Below are 23,631 nucleotides of genomic sequence, written 5' to 3' on the forward strand. Positions count from 1 at the left end.
CAGCGTAGGGGTGCCGGTGCCGCGTCCCCATGGTGCGGACCACCGAACCGGGGCGCGTGAATACGCCACCGGTTCGGAGGAACGTACGAGTGCGGAGGTCAGGCCGGTCGCAGCCAGACCGTGGCCAGCGGCGGGAGGGTGAGCAGGAGGCTCTGCTCCTGCCCGTGCCAGGACGTCGGTTCGGCCTTGAGCGGGTGCCCGGTGCTGCCGGTGGCGGTGCCGCTGCCGCCGTAGCGCGCGTCGTCGGTGTTGAGCACCTCCTGCCAGGCCCGGTCCGGAACGCCGACCCGGTAGTTCTCGCGGACCACCGGGGAGAAGTTGCTGACGCACACCAGCGGTTCGCCCTCCGCGTCGTAGCGGAGGAACGAGAAGGTGTTGTCCTCGGCCGCGCCGCCGTCGATCCAGGCGAAGCCGCCCGGGTCGGTGTCGCGCTGCCACAGGGCCGGTGTCGCGTTGTAGGTGCGGTTCAGCTCCCGGACCAGATCGCGGATCCCGCGGTGGTCGGCGGCCGCCGCGTACGTCTCGTCCAGCAGCCACCAGTCGGGCCCGTGGTCGTGCGACCACTCCGCGCCCTGCGCGAACTCCTGCCCCATGAAGAGCAACTGCTTGCCCGGATGCGCCCACATGAAGCCGAGGTACGCGCGGTGGGTGGCGCGCTGCTGCCACCAGTCGCCCGGCATCTTCGAGACCAGCGAGCGCTTGCCGTGCACGACCTCGTCGTGGGAGATCGGCAGCACGTAGTTCTCGGAGTAGGCGTAGACCATCGAGAACGTCATCTCGTGATGGTGGTACTTGCGGTGCACGGGCTCCTTCGACACGTACTCCAGCGAGTCGTGCATCCAGCCCATGTTCCACTTCAGCCCGAAGCCGAGCCCGCCGGAGTCGGTGGAGCGGGTGACGCCGTCCCAGGCGGTGGACTCCTCGGCGATCGTCACGACCCCGGGGCAGCGCCGGTAGACGGTCGCGTTCATCTCCTGCAGGAACGCCACCGCGTCCAGGTTCTCCCGGCCGCCGTGCTGGTTGGGCGTCCATTCGCCGTGCTCACGCGAGTAGTCCAGGTAGAGCATCGAGGCCACCGCGTCGACCCGCAGGCCGTCGATGTGGAACTCCTCGCACCAGTAGACGGCGTTGGCCACCATGAAGTTCCGGACCTCGGTACGGCCGAGGTCGAACTCCAGGGTGCCCCAGTCCGGGTGCTCGGCGCGGTTCGGGTCGCCGTGCTCGTAGAGCGGGACACCGTCGAAGTTCGCCAGCGCCCAGTCGTCCTTCGGGAAGTGCGCGGGCACCCAGTCCATGATCACGCCGAGGCCCGCCCGGTGCAGCGCGTCGACGAGGAACTTGAAGTCGTCGGGGGAGCCCAGCCGCGAGGTCGGCGCGTAGTACGACGTCACCTGGTAGCCCCAGGAGCCGCCGAACGGGTGCTCGGCCACCGGCATCAGCTCGACATGGGTGAACCCCAGGTCGGCGACGTACGTGGGCAGCTGCTCCGCCAGCTCGCGGTAGGTCAGACCCGGCCGCCAGGACGTCAGATGCACCTCGTAGACCGAGAACGGCGCCTGGTGGACGGGGACCGCGGCCCGCCGGGCCATCCACTCGCCGTCGTTCCAGGTGTGGTGCGAGGACGTGACGATCGACGCCGTCGCGGGCGGCAGTTCGGTGCTGCGGGCCATCGGGTCGGCCTTCAGCGTGCGGCCGCCGTCCGGGCGGGCGATGTCGAACTTGTACGCCGTCCCGTCGCCGATACCCGGCACGAACAGCTCCCACACACCGGTGGAGCCGAGCGAGCGCATCGGGAAGCCGGTGCCGTCCCAGAAGTTGAAGCCGCCCGCGACCCGCACCCCGCGGGCGTTGGGCGCCCAGACGGCGAACCGGGTGCCGGTGACGCCCTGGTGGGTCATCGGCCGGGCGCCGAGCGCCTCCCAGAGCTGCTCGTGGCGGCCCTCACCGATCAGGTGCAGGTCCAGCTCGCCGAGCGAGGGCAGGAACCGGTACGGGTCCTGCACGGGGTGCTCGCCGTCCGCGTACCGCACCAGCAGTTCGTACTCCGGGATCTCCCGCAGCGGCAGCACCCCGGCGAACAGCCCGTCGCCCTCGTCCAGCAGCTCCGCGCGCAGCCCCTTCGCGGTGACCGCCACTCCCAGCGCGTACGGCCGCAGCACCCGGAACAGCACGCCACCGGTCACCGGATGGGCACCGAGCAGCCCGTGCGGATCGTGGTGCGCCCCCTCCAGCAGCCTGCCGCGGTCCGCGTCGTCCAGCGGATCGGCGGGCCGGACGCCGCGGACCGCGACCCGCGCCGGGGCGACGGGCGGCGGGACCGGTGTGGCGGGCACGACAGGGGCTGCGGGAGCCACGGGAGAGGGCGCGTCGGCCGGGGGGCCGGGCCGGGGGGTGGTGACGGCGCCGGGGTCACGGGTCTCGCCCCGGGACGGCGGAACGGCGTCCGTCGTCGGCCGGGGGCGCTCCCCGAGGCGGGCGGGCGGGTCACCCCGGACTCGTATCCCCGTGCGGCGGCCTCCGACACCGCCGGAGCCGGAGCCGGAGCAGGAGCGGGCGCCGGAGTGGGCGCCGGAGTCACCGCGGGTGTGGGCGCGGGCGCCGGCGCGGCGGGCGTCACGGGAGCCGGCGGCCGGCCGAGCGGCTCGCCCGGTGCCTTGTCCGCCGGGGGTACGGCGGTGGTGGGCACGGCGGCGGGCGCGCCCGGCGTGAGGGGAGACGGCTGGCGCTCGGTCACGGTGTGATCCTCCTCGGAGGGGGGTTGGAGGCGAGGCGGTCGATGGCTGACATCGGGATGGGGAGCCAGGCGGGGCGGTGCCGGGCCTCGTACAGGACTTCGTAGACGGCCTTGTCGGTCTCGTAGGCGCGTATCAGTACGGGCTGGTCGCGCGGGTCGGTGCCCGACGTCGCGGCGTAGCCCGCGCAGAACGCGTCCCGGTGCCGTTCCGCCCACGCGCCGGCCGTCGGCGCGGCCGGGTCGCGGTGCCGGGCGGCGTAGTCGAAGGAGCGCAGCATGCCCGCGACGTCCTGGACCGGTGGTGCGGGCAGCCGGCGCTCCGACAGCGGGCGCGAGGGCTCGCCCTCGAAGTCGATCAGCAGCCAGTCGTGGTCCGCGGTGCGCAGCGCCTGGCCGAGGTGCAGATCGCCGTGGATGCGCTGGGCGGCCACCCGCGCCCCGGTGCCGCCGAGTTCCGACAGGTCGTGGAAGGCCGCCCGCAGCCGGGTGCGGTACGGGCGCAGCTCCGGGACCTCGGCCGCGGCGGTGTCCAGCCGCTGCGCCATGGTGGCGGCGATCAGCTGGATCCTGCGGCGGTCCAGTGAACCGGTGGGCAGCGCGCGGGCCAGCGCGGCATGGACCTCGGCGGTGGCGGCGCCCAGGGCGCGGGCGTCGGCGGTGAACTCCGTACCGTCGTCCATGGCCCGCAGGGCCAGCTCCCAGCCGTCGGCCGAACCGGGCAGATAGCGCTGCAGCACGCCGAGCGTCGCCGGTTCCGCGCCGATGCCGTCCGGGGTGCCCGCCGGCTCCGGCAGTTCCAGCGCCTCGAACCACGCGGCCGGCGCCGCGACCCGCCGGGAGCCGTCACGGGCCAGGGCGAGGGAGAGTTCGAGGTCCGGGTTGGCGCCGGGGGAGACCCGGCGGAACACCTTGAGGATGTACTCGTCGCCGTAGATGACCGAGGTGTTCGACTGCTCGGCGGTGGACAGCCGCGGCGCCAGCCCGGCCGGGACGGTGGCCGAGGGCTCGGTGAGGAAGCGCAGCCGTCCGGTGCGGCCGGGGGCGCGGAGACGTTCCAGCAGCACCGCGGTGAGCCGCGGGTCGTACAGCCCCTCGTAGATCGTCAGCCCGTCGAGCGGCCCGCCGGTGGCCTGGCCGACGGCGGCGGGCGCGAGCGCGGGCGGCAGCAGGGTGCGGGTGCCGAGCAGCAGTTGGTAGCAGTCGGCACGGCGGCCGGCCTGCTCGACGTCGAGCAGCAGATGGAGCAGGCCCGGGGTGCCCAGCCGGCCGCCCATGGGCAGCAGTTCGGTCACCGACACCAGGTCGAAGCCGGTGATCGGCCGGCCCTTGCCGGCGAACCAGCGCTGCTGCGGTAGCCATTCCAGCAGCAGTGGGCTGAGCGAGTGCAGCAGCCCGGGGGCTGTGGCCGGTGAACGGCCGGTGGTAGGAGAGGTGCGGGTCCAGGAGCTGTCCGACATGACGTCCTTTCCCCGGGGAATCGCGCACCCTGCCCGGAAGCGTGCGGCGGGGAGTGCGCGTAAGCCTCCCGGATGACGGGCGGTGGCTGTCCGGCGACACGGGGAGCCTGCCCCGGCCGGGTGACAGGAAACCGCCGTACGGGCCCGCCCGGAGGGTGTTCCGGGCGGGCCCGCGGGCCCGCCCGGCCGGGGGCCTGGGGGCCTGAGGGCTTGGGGCACCCCCCCCAGCGGTAGCCGTGAGGGCACCTCCCAGCGTTAGCTGTGGGGGCACCTCCCAGCGTTAGCTGGGGGACTACACCGGGTCGCGGCGCAGCCGGAACCAGTAGAAGCCGTGACCGGCGAGGGTCAGCAGATAGGGCAGTTCGCCGATGGCGGGGAACCGCACTCCGCCGATGAGCTCGACCGGGTGCCGGCCGCTGAACGTCCGCAGATCCAGCTCGGTGGGCTGGGGGAAGCGGGAGAAGTTGTGCACACAGAGGACGAGGTCGTCGCCGTATTCCCGCAGGAACGCCAGCACAGCGGGGTTGCTGGAGGGCAGTTCCGTGTAGGAGCCGAGGCCGAAGGCCGGGTTCTGCTTACGGATCTCGATCATGCGCCGGGTCCAGTGCAGCAACGAGGACGGGCTGCTCATCGCCGCTTCGACGTTGGTGACCTGGTAGCCGTAGACCGGATCCATGATGGTCGGCAGGTAGAGCCGGCCGGGGTCGCACGAGGAGAAGCCCGCGTTGCGGTCGGGCGTCCACTGCATGGGGGTGCGGACCGCGTCCCGGTCGCCGAGCCAGATGTTGTCGCCCATGCCGATCTCGTCGCCGTAGTACAGGATCGGCGAGCCGGGCAGCGAGAGCAGCAGTGCCGTGAACAGTTCGATCTGGTTCCGGTCGTTGTCCAGCAGCGGGGCGAGCCGGCGGCGGATGCCGATGTTGGCCCGCATCCGCGGGTCCTTGGCGTACTCCGCGTACATGTAGTCGCGCTCTTCGTCGGTGACCATTTCGAGGGTCAGCTCGTCATGGTTGCGCAGGAAGATGCCCCACTGGCAGGTCTGCGGGATGGCCGGGGTCTTGGCCAGGATTTCCGAGACGGGGTAGCGCGACTCGCGGCGCACCGCCATGAAGATGCGCGGCATCACCGGGAAGTGGAACGCCATGTGGCACTCGTCGCCGCCCTTCTGGAAGTCGCCGAAGTAGTCGACGACGTCCTCGGGCCACTGGTTGGCCTCGGCGAGCAGCACGGTGTCCGGGTAGTGCAGTTCGATGTCGGCGCGGACCCGCTTCAGGAACTGGTGGGTCTGCGGCAGGTTCTCGCAGTTGGTGCCCTCCTGCTGGTAGAGGTAGGGCACCGCGTCGAGCCGGAAGCCGTCGATCCCCAGATCGAGCCAGAACCGCAGCGCGGCCAGGATCTCCTCCTGGACCTGCGGGTTCTCATAGTTGAGATCCGGCTGGTGGGAGAAGAACCGGTGCCAGTAGTACTGCTTGCGCACCGGGTCGAAGGTCCAGTTCGACGTCTCGGTGTCGACGAAGATGATCCGCGCGTCCTGGAACTCCTTGTCGTCGTCCGCCCAGGTGTAGTAGTCGCCGTACGGGCCGTCCGGGTCGGAACGGGACTGCTGGAACCAGTCGTGCTGGTCACTCGTGTGGTTCATGACGAAGTCGATGATCACGCGCATGCCGCGCTGGTGCGCCGCGTCCACGAACTCCACGAAGTCGGCGAGGTCGCCGAATTCCGGGAGCACCGCGGTGTAGTCGGAGACGTCGTAGCCCCCGTCGCGCAGCGGCGAGGCGAAGAAGGGCGGCAGCCACAGGCAGTCCACCCCGAGCCATTGCAGGTAGTCGAGCTTGGCGGTGATGCCCTTCAGGTCACCGACACCATCGCCGTTGCTGTCCTGGAAGGACCGCACGAGGACTTCGTAGAACACCGCCCGTTTGAACCAGTCGGGATCTCGGTCCTTTGCCGGTGTGTCCTCGAAGGTGTCGGGAACGGGTTCGTTGACGATCAACTGAGTGACCCTCCGATCGAAGGAGACGGTCGCAGATGAACGATGTGCGCGGGCGTACGGCCCGGTTCGAGGCGCACATAGTTTTCCCTGCCCCAGTGGTAGGTCTCGCCGGTGAGCTCGTCGCGCACCGGGACGGACTCGTGCCAGGTCAGGCCGAGTTCCGGCATGTTCAACGAGACGGTGGCCTCCTGGGTGTGGTGGGCGTCGAGGTTGACGACCACCAGTACGACGTCCTCGCCGCTGCGCTTGGAGTACGCGAGCACCGCGTCGTTGTCCGTGGGGTGAAAAGCCAGCTCACGCAGCTGCTGCAGGGCCGGATGGCGGCGCCGCAGCCGGTTGAGCCGGGTGATGAACGGGGCCAGCGAGCGTCCTTCCGCCTCGGCCGCGGCCCAGTCGCGGGGACGCAGCTCGTACTTCTCGGAGTGCAGGTATTCCTCGCCGCCGTGTCGTACGGCGTCGCCCTCGTACAGCTCGAAGCCCGCGTAGACCCCCCAGGTGGGTGACATCGTCGCAGCCAGCACGGCGCGCACCTCGAACGCGGGGCGGCCACCGTGCTGAAGGTACGCGTGCAGGATGTCCGGCGTGTTGACAAAGAAATTCGGCCGCATGTAACTCGCCGCGTCCCCGGACAGCTCCGTCAGGTAGTCGGTCAGCTCCTCCTTGGCGGTGCGCCAGGTGAAGTACGTGTACGACTGCTGGAAGCCGATCTTCGCCAGGGTGTGCATCATCGCCGGCCGGGTGAACGCCTCGGCCAGGAAGAGCACGTCGGGGTCGGTGCGGTTGATGTCGGCGATGACCTTCTCCCAGAAGACCACCGGCTTGGTGTGCGGGTTGTCGACCCGGAAGATCCGTACGCCGTGCTCCATCCAGTACCGCAGGACGCGCAGCGTCTCGCGCACGATGCCGGGCATGTCGGCGTCGAAGGCGATGGGGTAGATGTCCTGGTACTTCTTCGGCGGGTTCTCGGCGTAGGCGATGCTGCCGTCCGGCCGGTGGGCGAACCACTCCGGGTGCTTGTCGACCCAGGGGTGGTCGGGGGAGCACTGCAGGGCGAAGTCGAGGGCGATCTCCAGCCGCAGCTCGCGGGCCTGCGCCACGAAGAAGTCGAAGTCCTCGATGGTGCCCAGATCGGGGTGGATCGCGTCGTGCCCGCCCTCCGGCGAGCCGATCGCCCAGGGGCAGCCGACATCGTCCGGGCCCGCGACGAGGCTGTTGTCCGGGCCCTTGCGGAAGGCGGTGCCGATCGGGTGGATCGGCGGCAGGTACAGCACGTCGAAGCCCATCGCGGCGACGGCCGGCAGCCGTTCCGCGGCGGTGCGGAAGGTGCCGGACCGCGGCGGGCGGCCCGCCTCGACGACCGCGCCCTCGGAGCGCGGGAACAGCTCGTACCAGGACCCGAACAGCGCCCGCCGGCGCTCGACCTGCAGCAGCATCGGACGGGAGGCGGTGACCAGCTCCCGCAGCGGGAAGCGGTCGAGGACGGCGGTGACCGCGGGGGCCACGGCCGCGGCGTGCCGCTCCGCCGCGGTCCTGTTCTCGTCGAGCAGCGCGTCCACGGCGGCCAGCACGGCGGCCCGGCCGTCGTTCTTGGGCACCCCGGCGGCGGCCAGCTCGTGCAGCCGGGCGCCCTCGGCGAGGACCAGGGCGGTGTCGATCCCGGCCGGGATCTTGATGCCGGCGACATGCCGCCAGGTGGTGACCGGATCGCTCCAGGCCTCCACCGTGTACGTCCAGCGGCCTTCCGCCGGCGGGGTGACGTCCGCGCCCCACCGGTCGGTGCCGGGGGCCAGCTCCCGCATGGGGGTCCAGGGTCCCGAACGGCCGTTGGGGTCGCGCAGTACGACATTGGCGGCGACCGCGTCATGGCCTTCACGGAAGACCGTGGCGGTGACCTGGAAGGTCTCGCCGGCGACCGCTTTGGCGGGCCGGCGGCCGCAGTCCACGAGCGGGCGGACGTCGAGGACGGGGATGCGACCGATCATTGCCTCACCTGGGAGCGCTGGGGAGTGGACAGGAGGGGGATGCTCCGGAGGCTGCTTGCGCCGGCGGGCGGCGGCGCGGCGGGCGGCTTCCTTGCGTGCTCCCGCTCTTTGTATCTGCTCCTGTGGACGTGTTCTCGCGTGCATGGCCGCTCCTGTCCGCGTTCACTCGGTTGGAGGGTCGGGCGAATGGCGGAGTCATGAGGGGGATGGAGTGACTCCGCATTGCCGGGAGCCTTCCCATTGGATGGCAGTCAAAAGCTCCCGGGAAGGGGTACCGGTGCGTACTTTGCGGGGAGTTGGAGAAGCCGTCCGGCCCCGCAGGACGGGAGGGGCCGGACGGCTGGTCGGTGAATATGCCGGAGGACGGTCAGAGCGGGCGGCTGGACCAGGTCTGCCAGGGCTGCGACGCCACCCAGTCGGCGATGGAGGTGAGCTTGATCCCCAGCGCCTGCTCGGCCTCCCGGGGGTCGCCGTCCATCAGCCGCTCGTCCGCACCCTCCGCCATGTAGTGGTAGATCCCGGCCACGCCGGCGGCCGCGTTCGGGCCGATGGCCTTGGCCAGCGCGGCCTCGAAGGCGGCCGGCGGCAGGGCCTGGTAGGCGACGGGCCGGCCGAGGCCCTCGGCGAACGCGGCGGCGAGTTCGTTCCCGTCGACGGCCTGTCCGCCGCCGATGTCCAGGACCCGGCCGTCGAGGCCGTCGTTGAAGAGCGCGGCGGCCACCGCGACCGCCAGGTCGTCGTGTGAGATCCACGCGACCCGCCGGTCGGCCGGCAGCGGGTACGCGAGCACGCCCTCGTCGACCAGGGCCGGCCCGTTCCAGGGACTGAACAGGTTGTCCAGGTACACCGGGGGCCGCAGCACGACCAGCGGCACCCCGCAGTCGGCGAGCACCGCCTCGGCGATCCGGCGGGTCTCGAACGCGGCCACTCCGGCGGTGTCCGACGGCACGCGGGTGTTCGCGTTGTACACGATCCGGGTCACCCCGGATTCGAGCGCGGCCTCCGCGATGTGGATCGCATACGTCTCAATACGTAGTGGGTCGTACTCCAACGGCATGGTCACTACTGCGTGTGTGGCGCCCTTGAACGCCCACATCACGTCGTCCCGGCTACCGAGGTCACCGGCCACGAACGAGACCCCCGCGATGTCCGGGCGCGCTACGGCCGGCCGCCGTGTCAGGCTGCGGACCCGGTGCCCGCGTCCGGCGAGCAGCCGGGCCACGGCGCCCCCCTGGAAGCCGGTCGCTCCCACGACCAAGCAACGCTGGTGTATCTCCTCCGACATCGGTGTGTCGCCCTTCGCTAGAATGAATCAGCGATTCCGCCTCACCTCAGGCTGGTCGGGGCGCACAGGGGCGGCAATAAGCAAACCGGGACGGGGATTAAGGGTTCGTCCATGGAATCTGGCGGGAACGACCTCCTCAGTGAACTGCTCAGGCCACTGCGCCTGACCGGCGTGTTCGACAGCCTCTGGACGGTGCGGGCGCCCTGGGCGATCGAAGGGGACTCCGAGCAGAGCTGCGCGATCCTGCACTACATGGTCGAGGGCGACTGCTGGATCAGCACGGGCGACTGCCCGCCGATCCAGCTCCACCAGGGCGACTTGGCGGTCTTCCCCACCGGGACCGCGCACCGCCTCTCCGATCTGCCCGGCCGGCAGGGCGTCCCGCTCAGGGCGGTGCTCCCGGAGCGCGAACCCGGCACGTCAGGGGTGCTCGTCGTGGAGGGCACCGGGGAGCGGAGCCGCATCCTGTGCGCCGGACTGCACTACGACGCGACGGCCGCGACCTCGCTGTACCGGGCGCTGCCGTGGTCGCTGGTGCTGGACCGCACGCAGGTCGACAAGGAACCGCTGCTGCGCGACACCCTGGCCTCGCTCGCCGCCGCCGAGCGGCGCGGCGAGCCGGGATCGCAACTGGTCACCCTGCGGGCGTTCGAGATGGCCTTCGTGCTGGCGCTGCGCCCGCTGCTGCGCGAGCTCTCCGACAACCCGGCCGTGCTGCCCGCACTGCGCCACCCGGGCATCAGCAGGGCGCTCATCATCGTCTCCACCCGCTTCTCCGAACCGTGGACGATCGAGGCGCTGGCCCGTGAGGTCGGCATGTCGCGGTCCGCCTTCACCGCCACCTTCCGCGAGCTGGTGGGCGAGGCGCCGGCCCGGCATCTGACCGGGCGTCGGATGCAGGAGGCCGCCCGGCTGCTGACCGAGACGGCGGTTCCGCAGGCGGCCGTGCCGCCCCGCGTCGGCTATCAGAGCGCGGTCGGGTTCCATCTCGCGTTCCGCAAGTGGTTCGGGACAACGCCCGGTGAATACCGCGGCAACTGGCCGGTTCATAAACGGGACCGGCAGGACGTTCATTGATTAGCACACGTGTATGAGGCAGTCTCTTCAACGGCGCGTCGAAGATCGTTGAGGAGACACGGTGACCAGGTCCGGCCAGGAGTACAAGGATTCGCTGCGCGACGGACGCGAGATATGGATCGACGGGGAGCGGGTCAAGGACATCACCCGCCACCCGGCCTTCCGCAACACCGTCGACTCCATCGCGGGACTGTACGACCTCTCCCACGACTCCGCGCACTCGGCCGTACTCACCGAAGGCGGCGTCCACCGCGCCTTCCTGATACCCCGTTCGTACGAGGACCTGGTCGCCCGTCGCACGGCGCACAAGGTGTGGGCGGAGGCGAGTTTCGGCTATCTGGGCCGCACCCCCGACTACATGGCGGCCGGGATCGCGGGCTTCGCGGCGGCGCCCGCGCTGTTCACCACGGACACCTTCGACGGCGCCCCGAACGTCGCGGCCTACCACCGGCGGATGTCGGAGGGCGATCTGTACCCGACGTTCACCATCACCAATCCGCAGATCGACCGGACGAAGTCCGCGGCCGAGCAGGAGCGCGACGACCTCGTCGTCCGGGTGGTGGCGGAGCGCGACGGCGGCATCGTCGTCCGCGGCGCCAAGATGATCGGCACCGCGGCGGTCTTCGGCAACGAGGTCCTCGTCGGCACCATCGAGCCGCTGGCCCCGCAGGACGTCGAGCACGCGCTGTGCTTCTCGATACCGGTCGACACCCCGGGCCTGAAGTTCATCTCCCGCACCTCCTACGAGGCCCAGGCGCGCAGCGTCTTCGACAACCCGCTCTCCTCGCGCTTCGACGAGAACGACGCCCTGCTGGTCTGCGAGGACGTCTTCGTCCCGTGGGAGAACGTGCTCGCGTACCGCAATGTCGACGTCTGCTTCGGCCAGTGGTGGCAGACCCCCGCGTACGTGAACTTCGTCCACCAGGCCGCCACCCGCTTCTGGACCAAGCTGGAGTTCCTCACCGGCGTCGCGATCCTGCTCGCCAAGGCCAACAACACCTACCAGCTGCCGCCGGTGCAGACCCAGATCGGCCGGCTGATGGGCTGGGTGGCGCAGGCCAAGTCGATGGTGCTGGCGGCCGAGGCCGGATACGAGCAGGTCGACGGCGGACGCGGCGGCGTGATGCCCGACAAGGAGATCTCCTACGCCCACCGGATCATGGCCGGTGACCTCTACCCCAGGGCGATCAGCGAGATCAAGCTGCTGGCCGGCGGCGGCGTCATCCAGCTCCCCGCCTCCGCGCAGGACCTGCTGCACCCGGAGATCGGCCCCGTCATCGCGAAGTACATCCGCTCGCCGGGACACCCGGCGCAGGACCGCGTCAAGCTGCTCAAGCTCGCCTGGGACGCGCTCGGCACGGAGTTCGCCGGACGGCACGAGCAGTACGAGCGCTTCTACCACGGTGCCCCGCACGTCTATCTGCTGCAGCAGGCGTGGGAGGGCGACACCGGTGCCTGCGAGAGCCTGGCCAGGACCTGCCTCGACGGGTACGAACTGCAGCCGCTGCCCCGGGCCTGAGGCGATGGTGCATAGACGCAGCCACGCGCTCGCCCTGCTGGCCTCGACCCAACTGCTGCTGATCCTCGACACCGCGATCATCAACGTGGCGCTGCCGTCCATCGGCGCGGACCTCGGCACCGACGCCGCCGGCCTGTCCTGGGTCGCCAACGCGTACCTGATCACCTTCGGCGGCTTCCTGCTGCTGGCCGGCCGGGTCGCCGACCTCGTCGGCCACCGCCGGCTCTTCACGGCCGGACTGGCGCTGCTGTCCGCCGCCTCCCTCGGCGGCGCCTTCGCAGGCGACAGCCGGCTGCTCGTCGCCGCCCGCGCCCTGCAGGGGGTCGGCGCGGCCTGCGCGGCCGCCGCGGCGTTCGCGCTGGTCCTGCTGCTCTTCGCCGAGGGGCCGGAACGGCATCGCGCCCTGGGGGTGTTCGCGGCGCTCGGGGGGCTGGGCGGCGCGCTGGGCACCGTGCTGGGCGGCGTCCTCACCTCCGGCCTCGGCTGGCGCTCCACGTTCGTCCTGAACGTTCTGGTGGGTGCGGCGCTCATCGCCCTGACGCCGGCCGCACTGGCCCCCGTCCTGGCCCGCCGTGAGCGGACCGCGGCGGCTCCCGGCGCCCTCCGGGACTTCGACCTCGGCGGCGCCCTCACCGCCACCGGCGGCCTCAGCCTGATCGCGTACGCGCTGGTCGACGCGGGTAGCGCGGGCTGGACCGACAGCGGCACCCTCCTCGCCGGAGCGGCCGGACTGCTCCTGCTGACGGCGTTCGCCGCCATCGAGACCCGCGCCGCCCGTCCACTGGTTCCGCCCGGTGTCCTGGGCCGGCCGGCGCTGCGGCTGGCCAACATCCTCAGCGCGCTGGCGCAGATGGCGCTGTTCCCGATGTTCTTCCTGGTGAGCCTGTATCTGCAGAACGTCCTGGACTACGCACCGGTGACCGGCGGACTCGGACTGCTGCCGCTGTCGATCGTCGTCGTGCTGACCGCGCCGCAGACCGGACGGCTGGTCTCCCGCTTCGGACTGCGCCCGGTGATGACCGCGGGCTTCGCGCTGGTGGCCGCCGCCATGGTGTGGCTCGCGCTGTCCCTGTCGCCGGACGGATCCTTCGCCACGACGGTCCTCGCCCCCAGCCTGCTGATCGGGGCCGGGCTGCCGCTGGTCATGGTGACCACCAATGTCGCCGCGACCGCGCAGGCGGGACCCGGCGAGACCGGACTGGTGTCCGGACTGATCAACACCAGCCAGCAGTTCGGCTCCGTCCTCGGCCTCGCGGTACTCGTCGCGGTGGCCGCGGCGCACACCCGGACCGCGGGACCCGGCGCGGCCGCCGAAGCCGCGGGCTTCCGCACCGCACTGCTCGCCGGCGCCGCCTTCGCCGCGGGCGCCACCCTCCTGACGCTGCTGCTGCGCAGCCCGTCGCGGGAGAAGGCCGACCCCCCCACGCCCAGCACACACACATCCCTGTGACCCTCGGAATGACGGTGCCCCACATGTCTGTGCTCCACGTGCTCCAAGGGCAAGAGCCCTATTACCGGATCGAGGAGATACGCGGTGTCGACCCGCTGGGAGCGGACGAGGCCTGCGAGAAGCTCCGCGTCATGAACGCGGACGGCGATGTGTCCGGCATGGTCACCGCGCTGCGCGAACTCCTCCCGGCCACCGACGTCCTGGACGACTTCTCCACCGTCGAGAACCTCGCGGCCATGCGGGACCTGGGCATCTTCCTCGGCTCCATCAAGCGGCACGGCACCGAGCCGCTCGACGCCGTACCGGAGGCGCTGCCGGTGCTGCGCGCGCTGGGCCGCCGGACCGGCATGGTGCCACGGGACACCGTCCACCACTACACGGCCTGGAACCCGGTCGGCGCCCGCCAGCGCATGTACACCGGGGACCCCATGGAGGCCTGCCTCCAGGACGCCGTCCGGATGGTCTTCCCCAGCCTGTGCGCCTCGCTGGACGCCTGCTCGGAACTGGCCACCCTCGAACCGCACGACAGCCGGTTCTCGTCCTGCCTCGACCGGCTCGCCGGACTCGTCCAGGCCATGGTCGACTCGATCGACTTCACCATCGCCAACGTCTCACCGGTGTTCTTCGCCCGGGTCCTGCGCCCCTACTTCGAGGAGATCACCCTCGACGGCCGCGAGTACCTCGGCCCGGCGGCGGCCCAGGTGCCGCTCTGGCTGGTCGATCTGACCCTCTGGCAGTCCGACCGCAGCACCGGGCGGTACGAGTCCTTCCTCACCGAGTCGGTGCCCTACAGCCTCCCGGCCTGGCGCACCTTCCACGCGCGGTACCGGGGCCGCCCCTCCGCGGTGGGCAAGCTCTCCTTCGCGATCAGCTGGGAGGAGGCGGACCGGCTGCCGCCCACCCTGCGGGCCAGCGCCGTCGCGCTGGCCCGGGTGCTGCGCATCCTGAAGACGTTCCGGGCCCGGCACATCCGTATCGCCCGTGAGGCGTACAGCGACGAAGTGCGGCTGTACGACTACGGGAGCGGCGGCGCACCGGTCGAACTGCTGCGCTCCGTACTCGACCTGACCCGCGAGAACGAGACGCTGGTCCGGCGCTCCACCGAAGGGGAACGATGAACCGCATCGTCATCGCGGGAGGCGGCATCGCCGGCCTCACCGCGGCACTCAGCCTGCACGCCGTCGGCCGCACCGACGTGATGGTCGTCGAGGCCGCCCCGGAGATCCAGCCGGTCGGCGCGGGACTCAACATCATGCCCAACGCGGTCCGTGAACTGGCGGCCCTGGGGCTGTACGAGGAACTGGCCGCCGTATCGGTGCCCACCAGCGAGCTGCGCTACTACCACAGCAGCGGCAGCCTCGTCTGGCAGGAGCCGCGCGGCACCGGCGCCGGATACCGCTGGCCGCAGCTGTCGATCCACCGCGGTCAGCTGCAGAACGTGCTGTCCCGCGCGGTCCGGGAACGGCTCGGCCGCGCGGCGGTCGTCTCCGGTGCCCGGGTGGACGACTTCACCGAGCTGCCCGGCGCCCAGCTGCGCGTCGCCATCAGGGACCGGGCCAGCGGCGCCACCACCGACATCGGCGCGGAGATCCTGATCGGCGCGGACGGCATCCGCTCGGCGGTCCGCTCCGCCATGTACCCCGGCGAGGGCGAACCGCCGTGGAACGGCATGCTGGTCTGGCGCGGGGTGTCCTGGATGCCGGCCGACCGCGTCGGCACCTTCATGTTCATCGCGGGGAACAACCGGCAGAAGGCCGTCGTGTACCCCATGACGATTCCGGCCGCGCCCGGCGAGCGGGTGCTCGTCAACTGGGCGCTGGCGATGCCGGCCGAGCAGGCGGCCGCCCCGGACCGCAGCGACTGGAACCGCCCGGTGCCCACCGCCAAGTTCCGCCACCACTACGAGGGCTGGATCTTCGACGGGGTCGACGTCGGCGAGGTCATCGACGCCGCCGAGGCCGCCTTCGAGTACCCGATGGTGGACCGCGAGCCGCTGGTGCGCTGGACCTTCGGCGGAGCGACGCTGATCGGCGACGCCGCCCACGCGATGTACCCGATCGGCTCGAACGGCGCCACCCAGTCGATCATCGACGGCCGCGCCCTGGCCCACGCGATGGCCGCCCACGAGGACCCCGCGCGGGCCCTGCTGGCGTACGAGGCCGAGCGCCGGCCGCCCATGACCGAACTGCAGCGCTCCAACCGCCGGCTGGGCCCGGAGGTGGTCATCAACATGGCCCACGAGCGGGCCCCCGACGGCTTCACGGACATCCACGACGTGATCCCGCGGTCCGAACTGGAGACGATCGCCAGGAGCTACGCCGTGGCCGGCGCGTTCGACCCGGCCACGGTGAACCAGGGCTCCCCGTACGACGTCGGAGCCGGCCGAGCCGTCCGGGCGGTGCGCTGAGCGGGCCACCGGCGGGACGGGCGGCATCGGTCGCGGCGGCGGCCGGCCCGGCGGGCCTTGCGCCGCCCGCTGCCCGCCCCGCGCCGCCCCGCGCGGTGACGCGCCGCCCGAATGCCCCGGCGCACGTCCGTTCGGGCGTTTGAACGACAGGATCGTGGATAGCGGACGGATCGCGGGGCGGTACCCGGCTACCGTCGTAGCGTGAAGGCAATCCGTCGTTTCACCGTGCGAACTGTCCTGCCGGAACCGCTGCGTCCGCTCGGCGAACTGGCACAGAATCTGCGCTGGTCCTGGCACCCGGAGTCCCGGGAGCTGTTCCAGACCGTCGACGAGGAGGGCTGGCGGGCCGCTGCCGGAGACCCGGTACGGCTGCTCGGCGCCGTCTCCAGGGAACGGCTCGAGGCCCTCGCCCAGGACCGCAGATTCCTGCGCCGTCTCTCCTCCGCCGCCGAGGACCTGACCGACTACCTCACCAATCCGCGCTGGTACCAGGGGCAGTCCTCCGAACTCCCCGCCGCCATCGCCTATTTCTCGCCCGAGTTCGGGATCACCGCGGCCCTGCCCCAGTACTCGGGCGGCCTCGGCATCCTGGCCGGGGACCACCTCAAGGCCGCCAGCGACCTCGGCGTGCCGCTGATCGGCGTCGGACTGCTCTACCGGCACGGCTACTTCCGCCAGAGCCTGTCCCGCGAGGGCTGGCAGCAGGAGCACTACCCGGTCCTCGACCCCAACGAGCTGCCGCTGAGCCTGCTGCGCGAGCAGGACGGCACCCCCGCCCACGTCGTCCTCGCCCTGCCCGGCGGCCGGTCGCTGACCGCCCACATCTGGAAGGCCCAGGTGGGCCGCGTCCCGCTGCTGCTCCTCGACTCCGACGTCGAGGAGAACCACCGCACGGAACGCGATGTCACCGACCGCCTGTACGGCGGCGGCAGCGAGCACCGGCTGCTGCAGGAGATGCTGCTGGGCATCGGCGGGGTGCGCGCCGTCCGCGCGTACTGCCGGCTCACCGCGCACCCGGCCCCCGAGGTCTTCCACACCAACGAGGGCCACGCCGGATTCCTCGGCCTGGAGCGCATCCGCGAACTCGGCGGCGAAGGGCTCGGCTTCGACGCGGCCGTGGAGGCGGTGCGGGCCGGCACCGTCTTCACCACCCACACGCCCGTCCCGGCCGGGATCGACCGCTTCGACCGCGAGCTGGTCGGGCAGCACCTCGGCGACGGCGGCGAACTGCCCGGTGTCGACATCCAGCGGGTGCTGGAGCTGGGCATGGAGACGTACTCCGGCGGCGACCCGAACGTCTTCAACATGGCGGTGATGGGGCTGCGGCTGGCCCAGCGCGCCAACGGCGTCTCCACCCTGCACGGCGCCGTCAGCCGGCAGATGTTCGCCGGGCTGTGGCCCGGGTTCGACGCCGACGAGGTGCCGATCGCCTCCATCACCAACGGGGTGCACGCCCCCACCTGGGTGGCCCCCGAGGTCTTCCGGCTCGGCGCCCGCCAGATCGGCGCGCAGCGCGCCGAGGACGCCTTGATGATCGGCGAGACCCAGCGCTGGGAACCCGTCGCCGAGATCCCGGACCCGGCCGTGTGGGAACTGCGCCGGGTGCTGCGCGAGCAGCTGGTGGAGGACGTACGGCGCCGGGTGCGCGCCTCCTGGCGGCAGCGCGGCGCCGGCCAGGCCGAGCTGGGCTGGGTCGACGGCGTCCTGGACCCCGACGTCCTGACCATCGGCTTCGCCCGCCGGGTCCCGTCCTACAAGCGGCTCACCCTGATGCTCCGCGACCAGGACCGGCTGATGGACCTGCTGCTGCACCCCGAGCGGCCGGTCCAGATCGTCGTAGCGGGCAAGGCGCACCCGGCGGACGACGGCGGCAAGCGGCTCGTCCAGGAACTGGTCCGCTTCGCCGACGACCCGCGGGTCCGCCACCGCATCGTCTTCCTGCCCGACTACGACATGGGCATGGCCCAGCACCTCTACCCCGGCTGCGACGTCTGGCTCAACAACCCGCTGCGCCCGCTGGAGGCGTGCGGCACCTCGGGCATGAAGGCGGCCCTCAACGGCTGTCTCAACCTGTCCGTGCTCGACGGGTGGTGGGACGAGTGGTTCGACGGCAACAACGGCTGGGCCATTCCCACGGCCGATGGTTTCGCGGACGACGATCCCGACCGCCGGGACGACGTCGAGGCGGCGGCGCTCTACGACCTCGTCGAGAACCAGGTCGCCCCGCGCTTCTACGACCATGACGCGAACGGCCTGCCCGCCCGCTGGATCGAGATGGTCCGGCACACCCTGGTGACCCTGGGGCCCAAGGTGCTCGCGGGACGCATGGTGCGCGACTACGTCGGGCAGCTCTACGCCCCGGCCGCCCTCGCCCACCGGGCCATCGCGGGTGACGCCGCCCGGGAACTCGCGGCCTGGAAGGCCCGGGTCCGCGGCGACTGGCACCGGGTCACCGTCGACCATGTGGAGACCGGCTCGGTGGGCGGATCACCCGAGCTGGGCTCCACCCTGACCCTGCGGGTCCAGGTGACCCTCGGGGACCTCGACACCGGCGACGTCGACGTCCAGGTGCTGTCCGGGCGGGTGGACGACGCCGACCGGATCTCCGACCCGGCGATCGTCTCCCTCAAGCCGTCGTCCCAGCCCGACATCGAGGGGCGCCGGCTGTACGAGGGCCCGCTCACCCTCGACCGGGCCGGGCCCTTCGGCTACACCGTCCGCGTCCTGCCCACCCACCCGCTGCTCGCCGCCCCCGCGGAGCTCGGCCTCATCGCCACCCCCGCTGAATCCGAGGGTATGACGACGGGCATACTCCGCTGACCCGGCACGCATGACAACGCGACGGCCGGTACCAGGGACTCCCTGGTACCGGCCGTCGCGTTCGTCAGTGGTGCTGCTGTGCGTCGAGCGGTCAGGCCGCGCGGCGGCCGCCGCCCGCGCCGTCCTCACGACGGGCGCGACGGCCCACGGCGCCACCGCGGCCCGCGGCCGTGCGGCTGCCGGCTGCGGGGCGCCCGGGGGTGCCGCCACGGCCGTTGACCCCGGCGCGGCCGGAGCCGGCCGCCGCGCCCTCGGCGTCGGTACGGGGGCGTCCGCCACGGCCGCCACGAGTGCTGCCGGCGCTGCGCGGCGTGCCCGTCGGAGCAGCGGTGGTGCCCGCGCCCGCAGCGGCCGTGCCGGCGGGGCGACGGCCGCGGCCACGCGTCCCGGAGACCTTGTTCGTCTTCGGCTTGGCGGCTTCCTGGGCGGCGGCGTGCACCGGGTCGTGGATGGTGACGGCGCTGCCGGACGGCTTGCGGGCACCGGTGACGCGCACCAGCTCGGGGTCGCCGGGGCGGACCCGCGCGGTGTGCGGCTTGATACCGGCCAGCGCCATCAGGCGGGCGTTCTCCCGGCGCTGCGCGGGCAGCACCAGGGTGATGACGGTGCCGGACTCGCCGGCACGGGCGGTACGGCCGCCGCGGTGCAGGTAGTCCTTGTGGTCGCCGGGCGGGTCCACGTTCACGACCATGTCGAGCCCGTCGATGTGGATACCGCGGGCGGCGACGTTGGTGGCGACCAGCGCGGTGGCCTTGCCGGTACGGAACTGGTCCAGGGCACGGTTGCGCTGCGGCTGGGACTTCCCGCCGTGCAGGGCGACGGCGGTGACGCCGGCGGCCAGCAGGTGCTTGGTGAGCCGGTCGGCACCGCGCTTGGTGTCGACGAACATGATCACGCCACCCTCGCGGGCGGCGATCTCGGCGGTCACGGCGCGCTTGGTGTCGTCGTCCACGTGCAGCACGTGGTGCTCCATGGTCGTCACGGTCGCGGCCGACGGGTCGACCGAGTGCGTGACCGGGCTGTGCAGGAAGCGCTTGACCAGCCGGTCGACGTTCTTGTCCAGGGTGGCGGAGAAGAGCATCCGCTGGCCGTTCGGCTTCACCTGGTCGAGCAGCTTGGTGACCTGCGGCAGGAAGCCCATGTCGGCCATCTGGTCGGCCTCGTCCAGGACCGTGATCTCGACCCGGTCGAGCATGCAGGCCCGGCGGTCGATGAGGTCGGCGAGCCGGCCCGGGGTGGCGACGAGGATCTCGGCGCCGTTGCGCAGCGCGGCGATCTGGCGGGTGATGGACGCGCCGCCGACCACGGTCGTCTGGCGCAGCCCGAGCACCTGGGCGTAGGGCGCGAGCGCCTCGGTGACCTGGGTCGCGAGCTCACGCGTCGGCACCAGGACGAGCGCCAGCGGGTGCTTGGCCTCGGCCCGCTGCCCGGCGGTGCGGGTCAGCATCGGGAGCCCGAAGGCGAGGGTCTTGCCGGAGCCGGTACGGCCACGGCCCAGCACGTCCCGGCCGGCGAGCGCGTCGGGCATCGTCGCGGCCTGGATCGGGAACGGCTCGGTGACGCCGTTCGCGTTCAGCGCGGTGACCAGCGCGGGAGAGATCGAGAGTTCGGAGAACAACTTCAAGGGGGAACCTTCCTCGTGACGGAGACGAGGGAGGTCCCTCGGCGCCAGGGGCGGTCCGGCGGATCGCGGACCACCTCTTCGACGCCTGCGGACCGGCGTCCTGCGGTTCTCCGAAGAGCGCCGCACTTGTTTTGTTTCCGCTGCGCGCGAGGGGCCCGCACCGTGCGGTGCGGGCCCCTCGGCTGCTGTGCGCGTTAAGCGCTCAGGGGTGCCTTTGATTAAAGAGGCGTGATGTTCTCGGCCTGCGGGCCCTTCTGGCCCTGCGTGACGTCGAACTGGACCTTCTGGCCCTCAACGAGCTCACGGAAGCCCTGGGTGGCGATGTTCGAGTAGTGGGCGAAGACGTCAGCGCCGCCGCCGTCCTGCTCGATGAAGCCGAAGCCCTTTTCCGAGTTGAACCACTTCACGGTTCCGGTAGCCATGTCTGTCTCCCTAATGGGTGCAGTTAATACAGCACCCGCACTTTACGGATGCCGCGTCGCCGCGATGATCTCCCCACACCGGACATGACGCCGGTAAAACAAATGTGCGCCTGGCCGCAAGGACCGGGCGCACATGGAGTTCATGGGTACCACAACTGCAACGCAGCCAACTGTACCAGAAACGTCGCGGACGATCATCTCGAAAGCGGTCGCGCCGCATGACTTCCGTCACACAGCGCGACCGCCGTTTTCGAGCCGTTCAGTCGGTCCGGAGTGCCCTCAGAGGATCCTCAGGGCGTCCGTTCCGGGTCAGAAGGTGAGCTTCCAGCTGTTGATGTAGCCGCTGTCGGCGCTGTACACGTCCTGCACCTTGAGCCGCCACGTGCCGTTCGCGACCTCGCTGGAGGCGTTGACGGTGTAGGTGGCGATCACGTTCGCGGCGGAGTCCGACCCGCTGGAGTTCTTCAGCCGGTAGGCGGTGCCGTCGGGGGCGACCAGGTCGATGACCAGGTCACCGCGGTAGGTGTGGACGATGTTGACGCCCACCTGCAGGGTGCTCGGGGCGTTGCCGGTACGGCCGGTCACCGCGATGTTCGAGTAGACCGCCGCGCCGTGGTCCGGGATCGAGACGTCGGTGGTGTTCTCGAAGACGTTGCCGCCACCACCGGTGGGGGTGACCGTCCAGGTGAACGTGGCCGAGCCGGTGGCGTTGGTGGAGTCCTTCGCCGTGACGGTCGGGTTGTAGGTGGCCGCCGCGGTCGGCGTGCCGGAGATCAGGCCGGTGGAGGCGTTGATCGTCAGGCCGGTCGGCAGGCCGGTGGCCGAGTAGGTCAGCGCGCCGCCGTTGGTGCTGCTGGCCTGGATCTGCAGGCTGGCGGCGGTGTTCACGACGGTGCTCTGGTTGGCCGGCTTGGTGACGGTGACGCCACTGGTCGGGACGCGGGCGCCGACGCCGATGGCGGCCCAGGTGTTGGCGACCGTGTTCCACGTCGCGCTGCCGGATCCGTACAGGTCAGCGGTGGCCTGCAGGCTCTGGGTGCGGGCGGCCGCGTAGTTGGTCGTCGAGGTGAAGCGCTCGCTCAGCGCCTTGTACCAGATCTTCGAGGCGATGTCCCGGCCGAGACCGGGGACCGGCAGGTTGTCGGCGGTCGGGCTGTTGTACGTGACGCCGTTGATCACCTTCGTGCCGCTGCCCTCGGACAGCAGGTAGAAGAAGTGGTTCGCCGGGCCGGACGAGTAGTGCACGTCCAGGTTGCCGACGCCGGAGTACCAGTTGTCGGGCGACGTCCCGTCGCGCGAGGGCTTGTCCTGGTAGCGCAGCGGGGTGCCGTCGCCGTTGATGTTGATCTTCTCGCCGATGAGGTAGTCACCGACGTCGCTGCTGTTGTTGGCGTAGAACTCGACCGAGGTGCCGAAGATGTCGGACGTCGCCTCGTTCAGGCCGCCGGACTCACCGCTGTAGTTCAGACCCGCGGTGGCGGCGGTGACGCCGTGGCTCATCTCGTGGCCCGCGACGTCGAGTGCGGTCAGCGGGTCGGCGTTGTTGCTGCCGTCGCCGTACGTCATGCAGAAGCAGCCGTCGTCCCAGAAGGCGTTGACGTAGGAGTTGCCGTAGTGAGTGCGGGAGTACGCGCCGACACCGTCGTTGCGGATGCCGTTGCGGCCCATCACGTTCTTGTAGAAGTCCCAGGTCTCCTGGGCGCCGTAGGCCGCGTCGACGCCCGCGGTCTCGGCGTTGGACGTGGTGCCGTTGCCCCACGTGTCCGTGGTCTTCGAGAAGAGCGTGCCGGTGCCCGAGGTGCCGTGGTTGAGGTTGTACGTCTTGTGTCCGCCACGGGCGCCGTCGGTCATCGTGTAGTTCGAGCCGGACAGCGTGGTGCCGATGGTGACCTGGCCGCTGTACTCGCTGTTGCCGACGCCGGTCTCGATGCCCTGGAACTCGAAGAGCCGGGAACCGGTCTTGGCGTCGGTGATGACGTGCAGCTGGTTCGGGGTGCCGTCGTCCTGCAGTCCGCCGACGACGGACTCCCAGGCCAGGGTCGGCACACCGGTGGCCGCCCAGACGACCTTGCGCGGGGAGCCGGCCAGTGCCGGGCTCTTTGCGCCGTCCGCCTTGGCCCGGCTGATCGCGAAGGACTTCGCGGAGTCGGCGCTCGCGGTGGCCGTGGTGCTCGCCACCGTGATCTCGGCGTTGGTCGCCCGGTTGACGCTCGTGGTGGCGCCGGCCGGCGTGCTCGCGATGACCAGGTCGCCGCCCAGGACGGGCAGGCCGTCGTAGGTGCGCTGGTACCGGGTGTGCACGGTGCCGTCGGCGTCGCGCAGAACGCTGCTCGGTATGAGCCGTTCCTTGGCGCCGAGCCGCAGTTCGCCCGCGGTGCGGGCGACGTTGGCGTTGGCGTCGGCCAGCAGCGTCGCGCGCTGGGTGGCCGAGAGGGCGGCCGGCAGGCCGCCGGCACGGGGCTGGACGTGGGAAGCGCTCTGTGCGTCGGTGCCGGCTGCGGCGGTGCCCGAGGGCAGCGCTACGGCTAGCAGTGCGGCGGTGGCGGCGAGTGCGCCTGCCGCGACTGCCTTGCGGGGGGATCGTCTCACTACGGAACTCCTTCTGCGGCGGCCGCGGGGTCGGGCCGTGAACAGACGGGCAGGTGGGGTTGTGTGCTGCCCGGGTAGAGCGACGTGCTGGTGGGACGTGCGTGACCGCTGCTGCTGCACAGACCCGTGGTGCTGTTGGGGGAGTGCTGTACGGCGGCTGCGGGAAGAGTGCCACTGTTTACCGGTACATGTCATTGGGATGGCGAAAACTTGGCCGATTTCCGTCCGTTGACCGATGAGCGGCGCCCGTTATACGGACGCCGCCGCCCCGA

14 protein-coding genes are annotated in these 23,631 nt (G+C 71.4%); 6 read left to right on the forward strand and 8 right to left on the reverse strand.

Annotated elements, in window-relative coordinates:
- Positions 1-98: 98 nt before the first annotated feature.
- The 5 genes from glgB to LNW72_RS27575 all read right to left on the reverse strand — a co-directional run bounded on the left by glgB (position 99) and on the right by LNW72_RS27575 (position 9,418).
- On the reverse strand, positions 99-2,333 hold the full coding sequence (gene glgB / locus LNW72_RS27555) for a 1,4-alpha-glucan branching enzyme (RefSeq protein WP_250977810.1): 2,235 nt from the start codon (positions 2,331-2,333) through the stop codon (positions 99-101).
- Between the two features lie 397 nt (positions 2,334-2,730).
- Positions 2,731-4,191 (reverse strand): maltokinase, encoded by a 1,461-nt coding sequence (locus tag LNW72_RS27560; RefSeq protein WP_250977811.1) that lies wholly within the window; start codon positions 4,189-4,191, stop codon positions 2,731-2,733.
- 292 nt (positions 4,192-4,483) lie between these two features.
- Positions 4,484-6,184, reverse strand: a complete 1,701-nt coding sequence (gene treS, locus LNW72_RS27565) for a maltose alpha-D-glucosyltransferase (RefSeq protein ID WP_250977812.1) — start codon at positions 6,182-6,184, stop codon at positions 4,484-4,486.
- A complete protein-coding gene (locus LNW72_RS27570) occupies positions 6,181-8,166 on the reverse strand; it encodes an alpha-1,4-glucan--maltose-1-phosphate maltosyltransferase (protein ID WP_250977813.1) in 1,986 nt (661 codons plus the stop codon). The genes treS and LNW72_RS27570 overlap by 4 nt, the downstream gene beginning before the upstream one ends.
- 367 nt (positions 8,167-8,533) lie before the next feature.
- Positions 8,534-9,418 carry an NmrA family NAD(P)-binding protein gene (locus LNW72_RS27575; RefSeq protein WP_308402037.1) on the reverse strand — a complete coding sequence of 295 codons (885 nt, stop codon included), beginning with the start codon at positions 9,416-9,418 and terminating at the stop codon, positions 8,534-8,536.
- A gap of 144 nt (positions 9,419-9,562) precedes the next feature.
- On the opposite strand from LNW72_RS27575, the gene LNW72_RS27580 reads away from it, so the two are divergent.
- The 6 genes from LNW72_RS27580 to glgP all read left to right on the forward strand — a co-directional run bounded on the left by LNW72_RS27580 (position 9,563) and on the right by glgP (position 18,724).
- Positions 9,563-10,528 (forward strand): AraC family transcriptional regulator, encoded by a 966-nt coding sequence (locus LNW72_RS27580; RefSeq protein ID WP_250977815.1) that lies wholly within the window; start codon positions 9,563-9,565, stop codon positions 10,526-10,528.
- A 61-nt stretch (positions 10,529-10,589) separates the two neighbouring features.
- Positions 10,590-12,047 (forward strand): 4-hydroxyphenylacetate 3-hydroxylase N-terminal domain-containing protein, encoded by a 1,458-nt coding sequence (locus tag LNW72_RS27585; RefSeq protein WP_250977816.1) that lies wholly within the window; start codon positions 10,590-10,592, stop codon positions 12,045-12,047.
- 4 nt (positions 12,048-12,051) lie between these two features.
- A complete protein-coding gene (locus LNW72_RS27590) occupies positions 12,052-13,497 on the forward strand; it encodes an MFS transporter (RefSeq protein ID WP_250977817.1) in 1,446 nt (481 codons plus the stop codon).
- Positions 13,498-13,520: 23 nt separating this feature from the next.
- Positions 13,521-14,615, forward strand: coding sequence for a monodechloroaminopyrrolnitrin synthase PrnB family protein (locus LNW72_RS27595; protein WP_250977818.1), 1,095 nt, complete (start codon positions 13,521-13,523; stop codon positions 14,613-14,615).
- Entirely contained in the window at positions 14,612-15,904 is a 1,293-nt protein-coding gene (locus tag LNW72_RS27600) for a flavin-dependent oxidoreductase (protein ID WP_250977819.1), read from the forward strand. The genes LNW72_RS27595 and LNW72_RS27600 overlap by 4 nt, the downstream gene beginning before the upstream one ends.
- 201 nt (positions 15,905-16,105) lie before the next feature.
- Positions 16,106-18,724, forward strand: coding sequence for an alpha-glucan family phosphorylase (gene glgP, locus LNW72_RS27605; RefSeq protein WP_250977820.1), 2,619 nt, complete (start codon positions 16,106-16,108; stop codon positions 18,722-18,724).
- Between the two features lie 91 nt (positions 18,725-18,815).
- On the opposite strand, the gene LNW72_RS27610 is transcribed toward glgP, so the two are convergent.
- The 3 genes from LNW72_RS27610 to LNW72_RS27620 all read right to left on the reverse strand — a co-directional run bounded on the left by LNW72_RS27610 (position 18,816) and on the right by LNW72_RS27620 (position 23,359).
- Positions 18,816-20,567, reverse strand: a complete 1,752-nt coding sequence (locus LNW72_RS27610) for a DEAD/DEAH box helicase (protein WP_374117426.1) — start codon at positions 20,565-20,567, stop codon at positions 18,816-18,818.
- Complete coding sequence (locus LNW72_RS27615) at positions 20,567-20,770, reverse strand: cold-shock protein (protein ID WP_250977822.1); 204 nt, start codon at positions 20,768-20,770, stop codon at positions 20,567-20,569. The genes LNW72_RS27610 and LNW72_RS27615 overlap by 1 nt, the downstream gene beginning before the upstream one ends.
- A gap of 309 nt (positions 20,771-21,079) precedes the next feature.
- Positions 21,080-23,359 carry a M4 family metallopeptidase gene (locus tag LNW72_RS27620; RefSeq protein WP_250977823.1) on the reverse strand — a complete coding sequence of 760 codons (2,280 nt, stop codon included), beginning with the start codon at positions 23,357-23,359 and terminating at the stop codon, positions 21,080-21,082.
- Between the last annotated feature and the right edge of the window lie 272 nt (positions 23,360-23,631).

It is taken from the genome of Streptomyces sp. RKAG293 (assembly GCF_023701745.1).
GTDB lineage: Bacteria > Actinomycetota > Actinomycetes > Streptomycetales > Streptomycetaceae > Actinacidiphila.

Excerpts from the sequence above, each read along its gene's own strand:
- LNW72_RS27560 (WP_250977811.1), bottom strand. The coding sequence starts at position 4,191 with ATGTCGGACAGCTCCTGGACCCGCACCTCTCCTACCACCGGCCGTTCA.
- LNW72_RS27570 (WP_250977813.1), bottom strand. The coding sequence starts at position 8,166 with ATGATCGGTCGCATCCCCGTCCTCGACGTCCGCCCGCTCGTGGACTGC.
- LNW72_RS27580 (WP_250977815.1), top strand. The coding sequence starts at position 9,563 with ATGGAATCTGGCGGGAACGACCTCCTCAGTGAACTGCTCAGGCCACTG.
- LNW72_RS27590 (WP_250977817.1), top strand. The coding sequence starts at position 12,052 with ATGGTGCATAGACGCAGCCACGCGCTCGCCCTGCTGGCCTCGACCCAA.
- LNW72_RS27595 (WP_250977818.1), top strand. The coding sequence starts at position 13,521 with ATGTCTGTGCTCCACGTGCTCCAAGGGCAAGAGCCCTATTACCGGATC.
- LNW72_RS27600 (WP_250977819.1), top strand. The coding sequence starts at position 14,612 with ATGAACCGCATCGTCATCGCGGGAGGCGGCATCGCCGGCCTCACCGCG.
- LNW72_RS27615 (WP_250977822.1), bottom strand. The coding sequence starts at position 20,770 with ATGGCTACCGGAACCGTGAAGTGGTTCAACTCGGAAAAGGGCTTCGGC.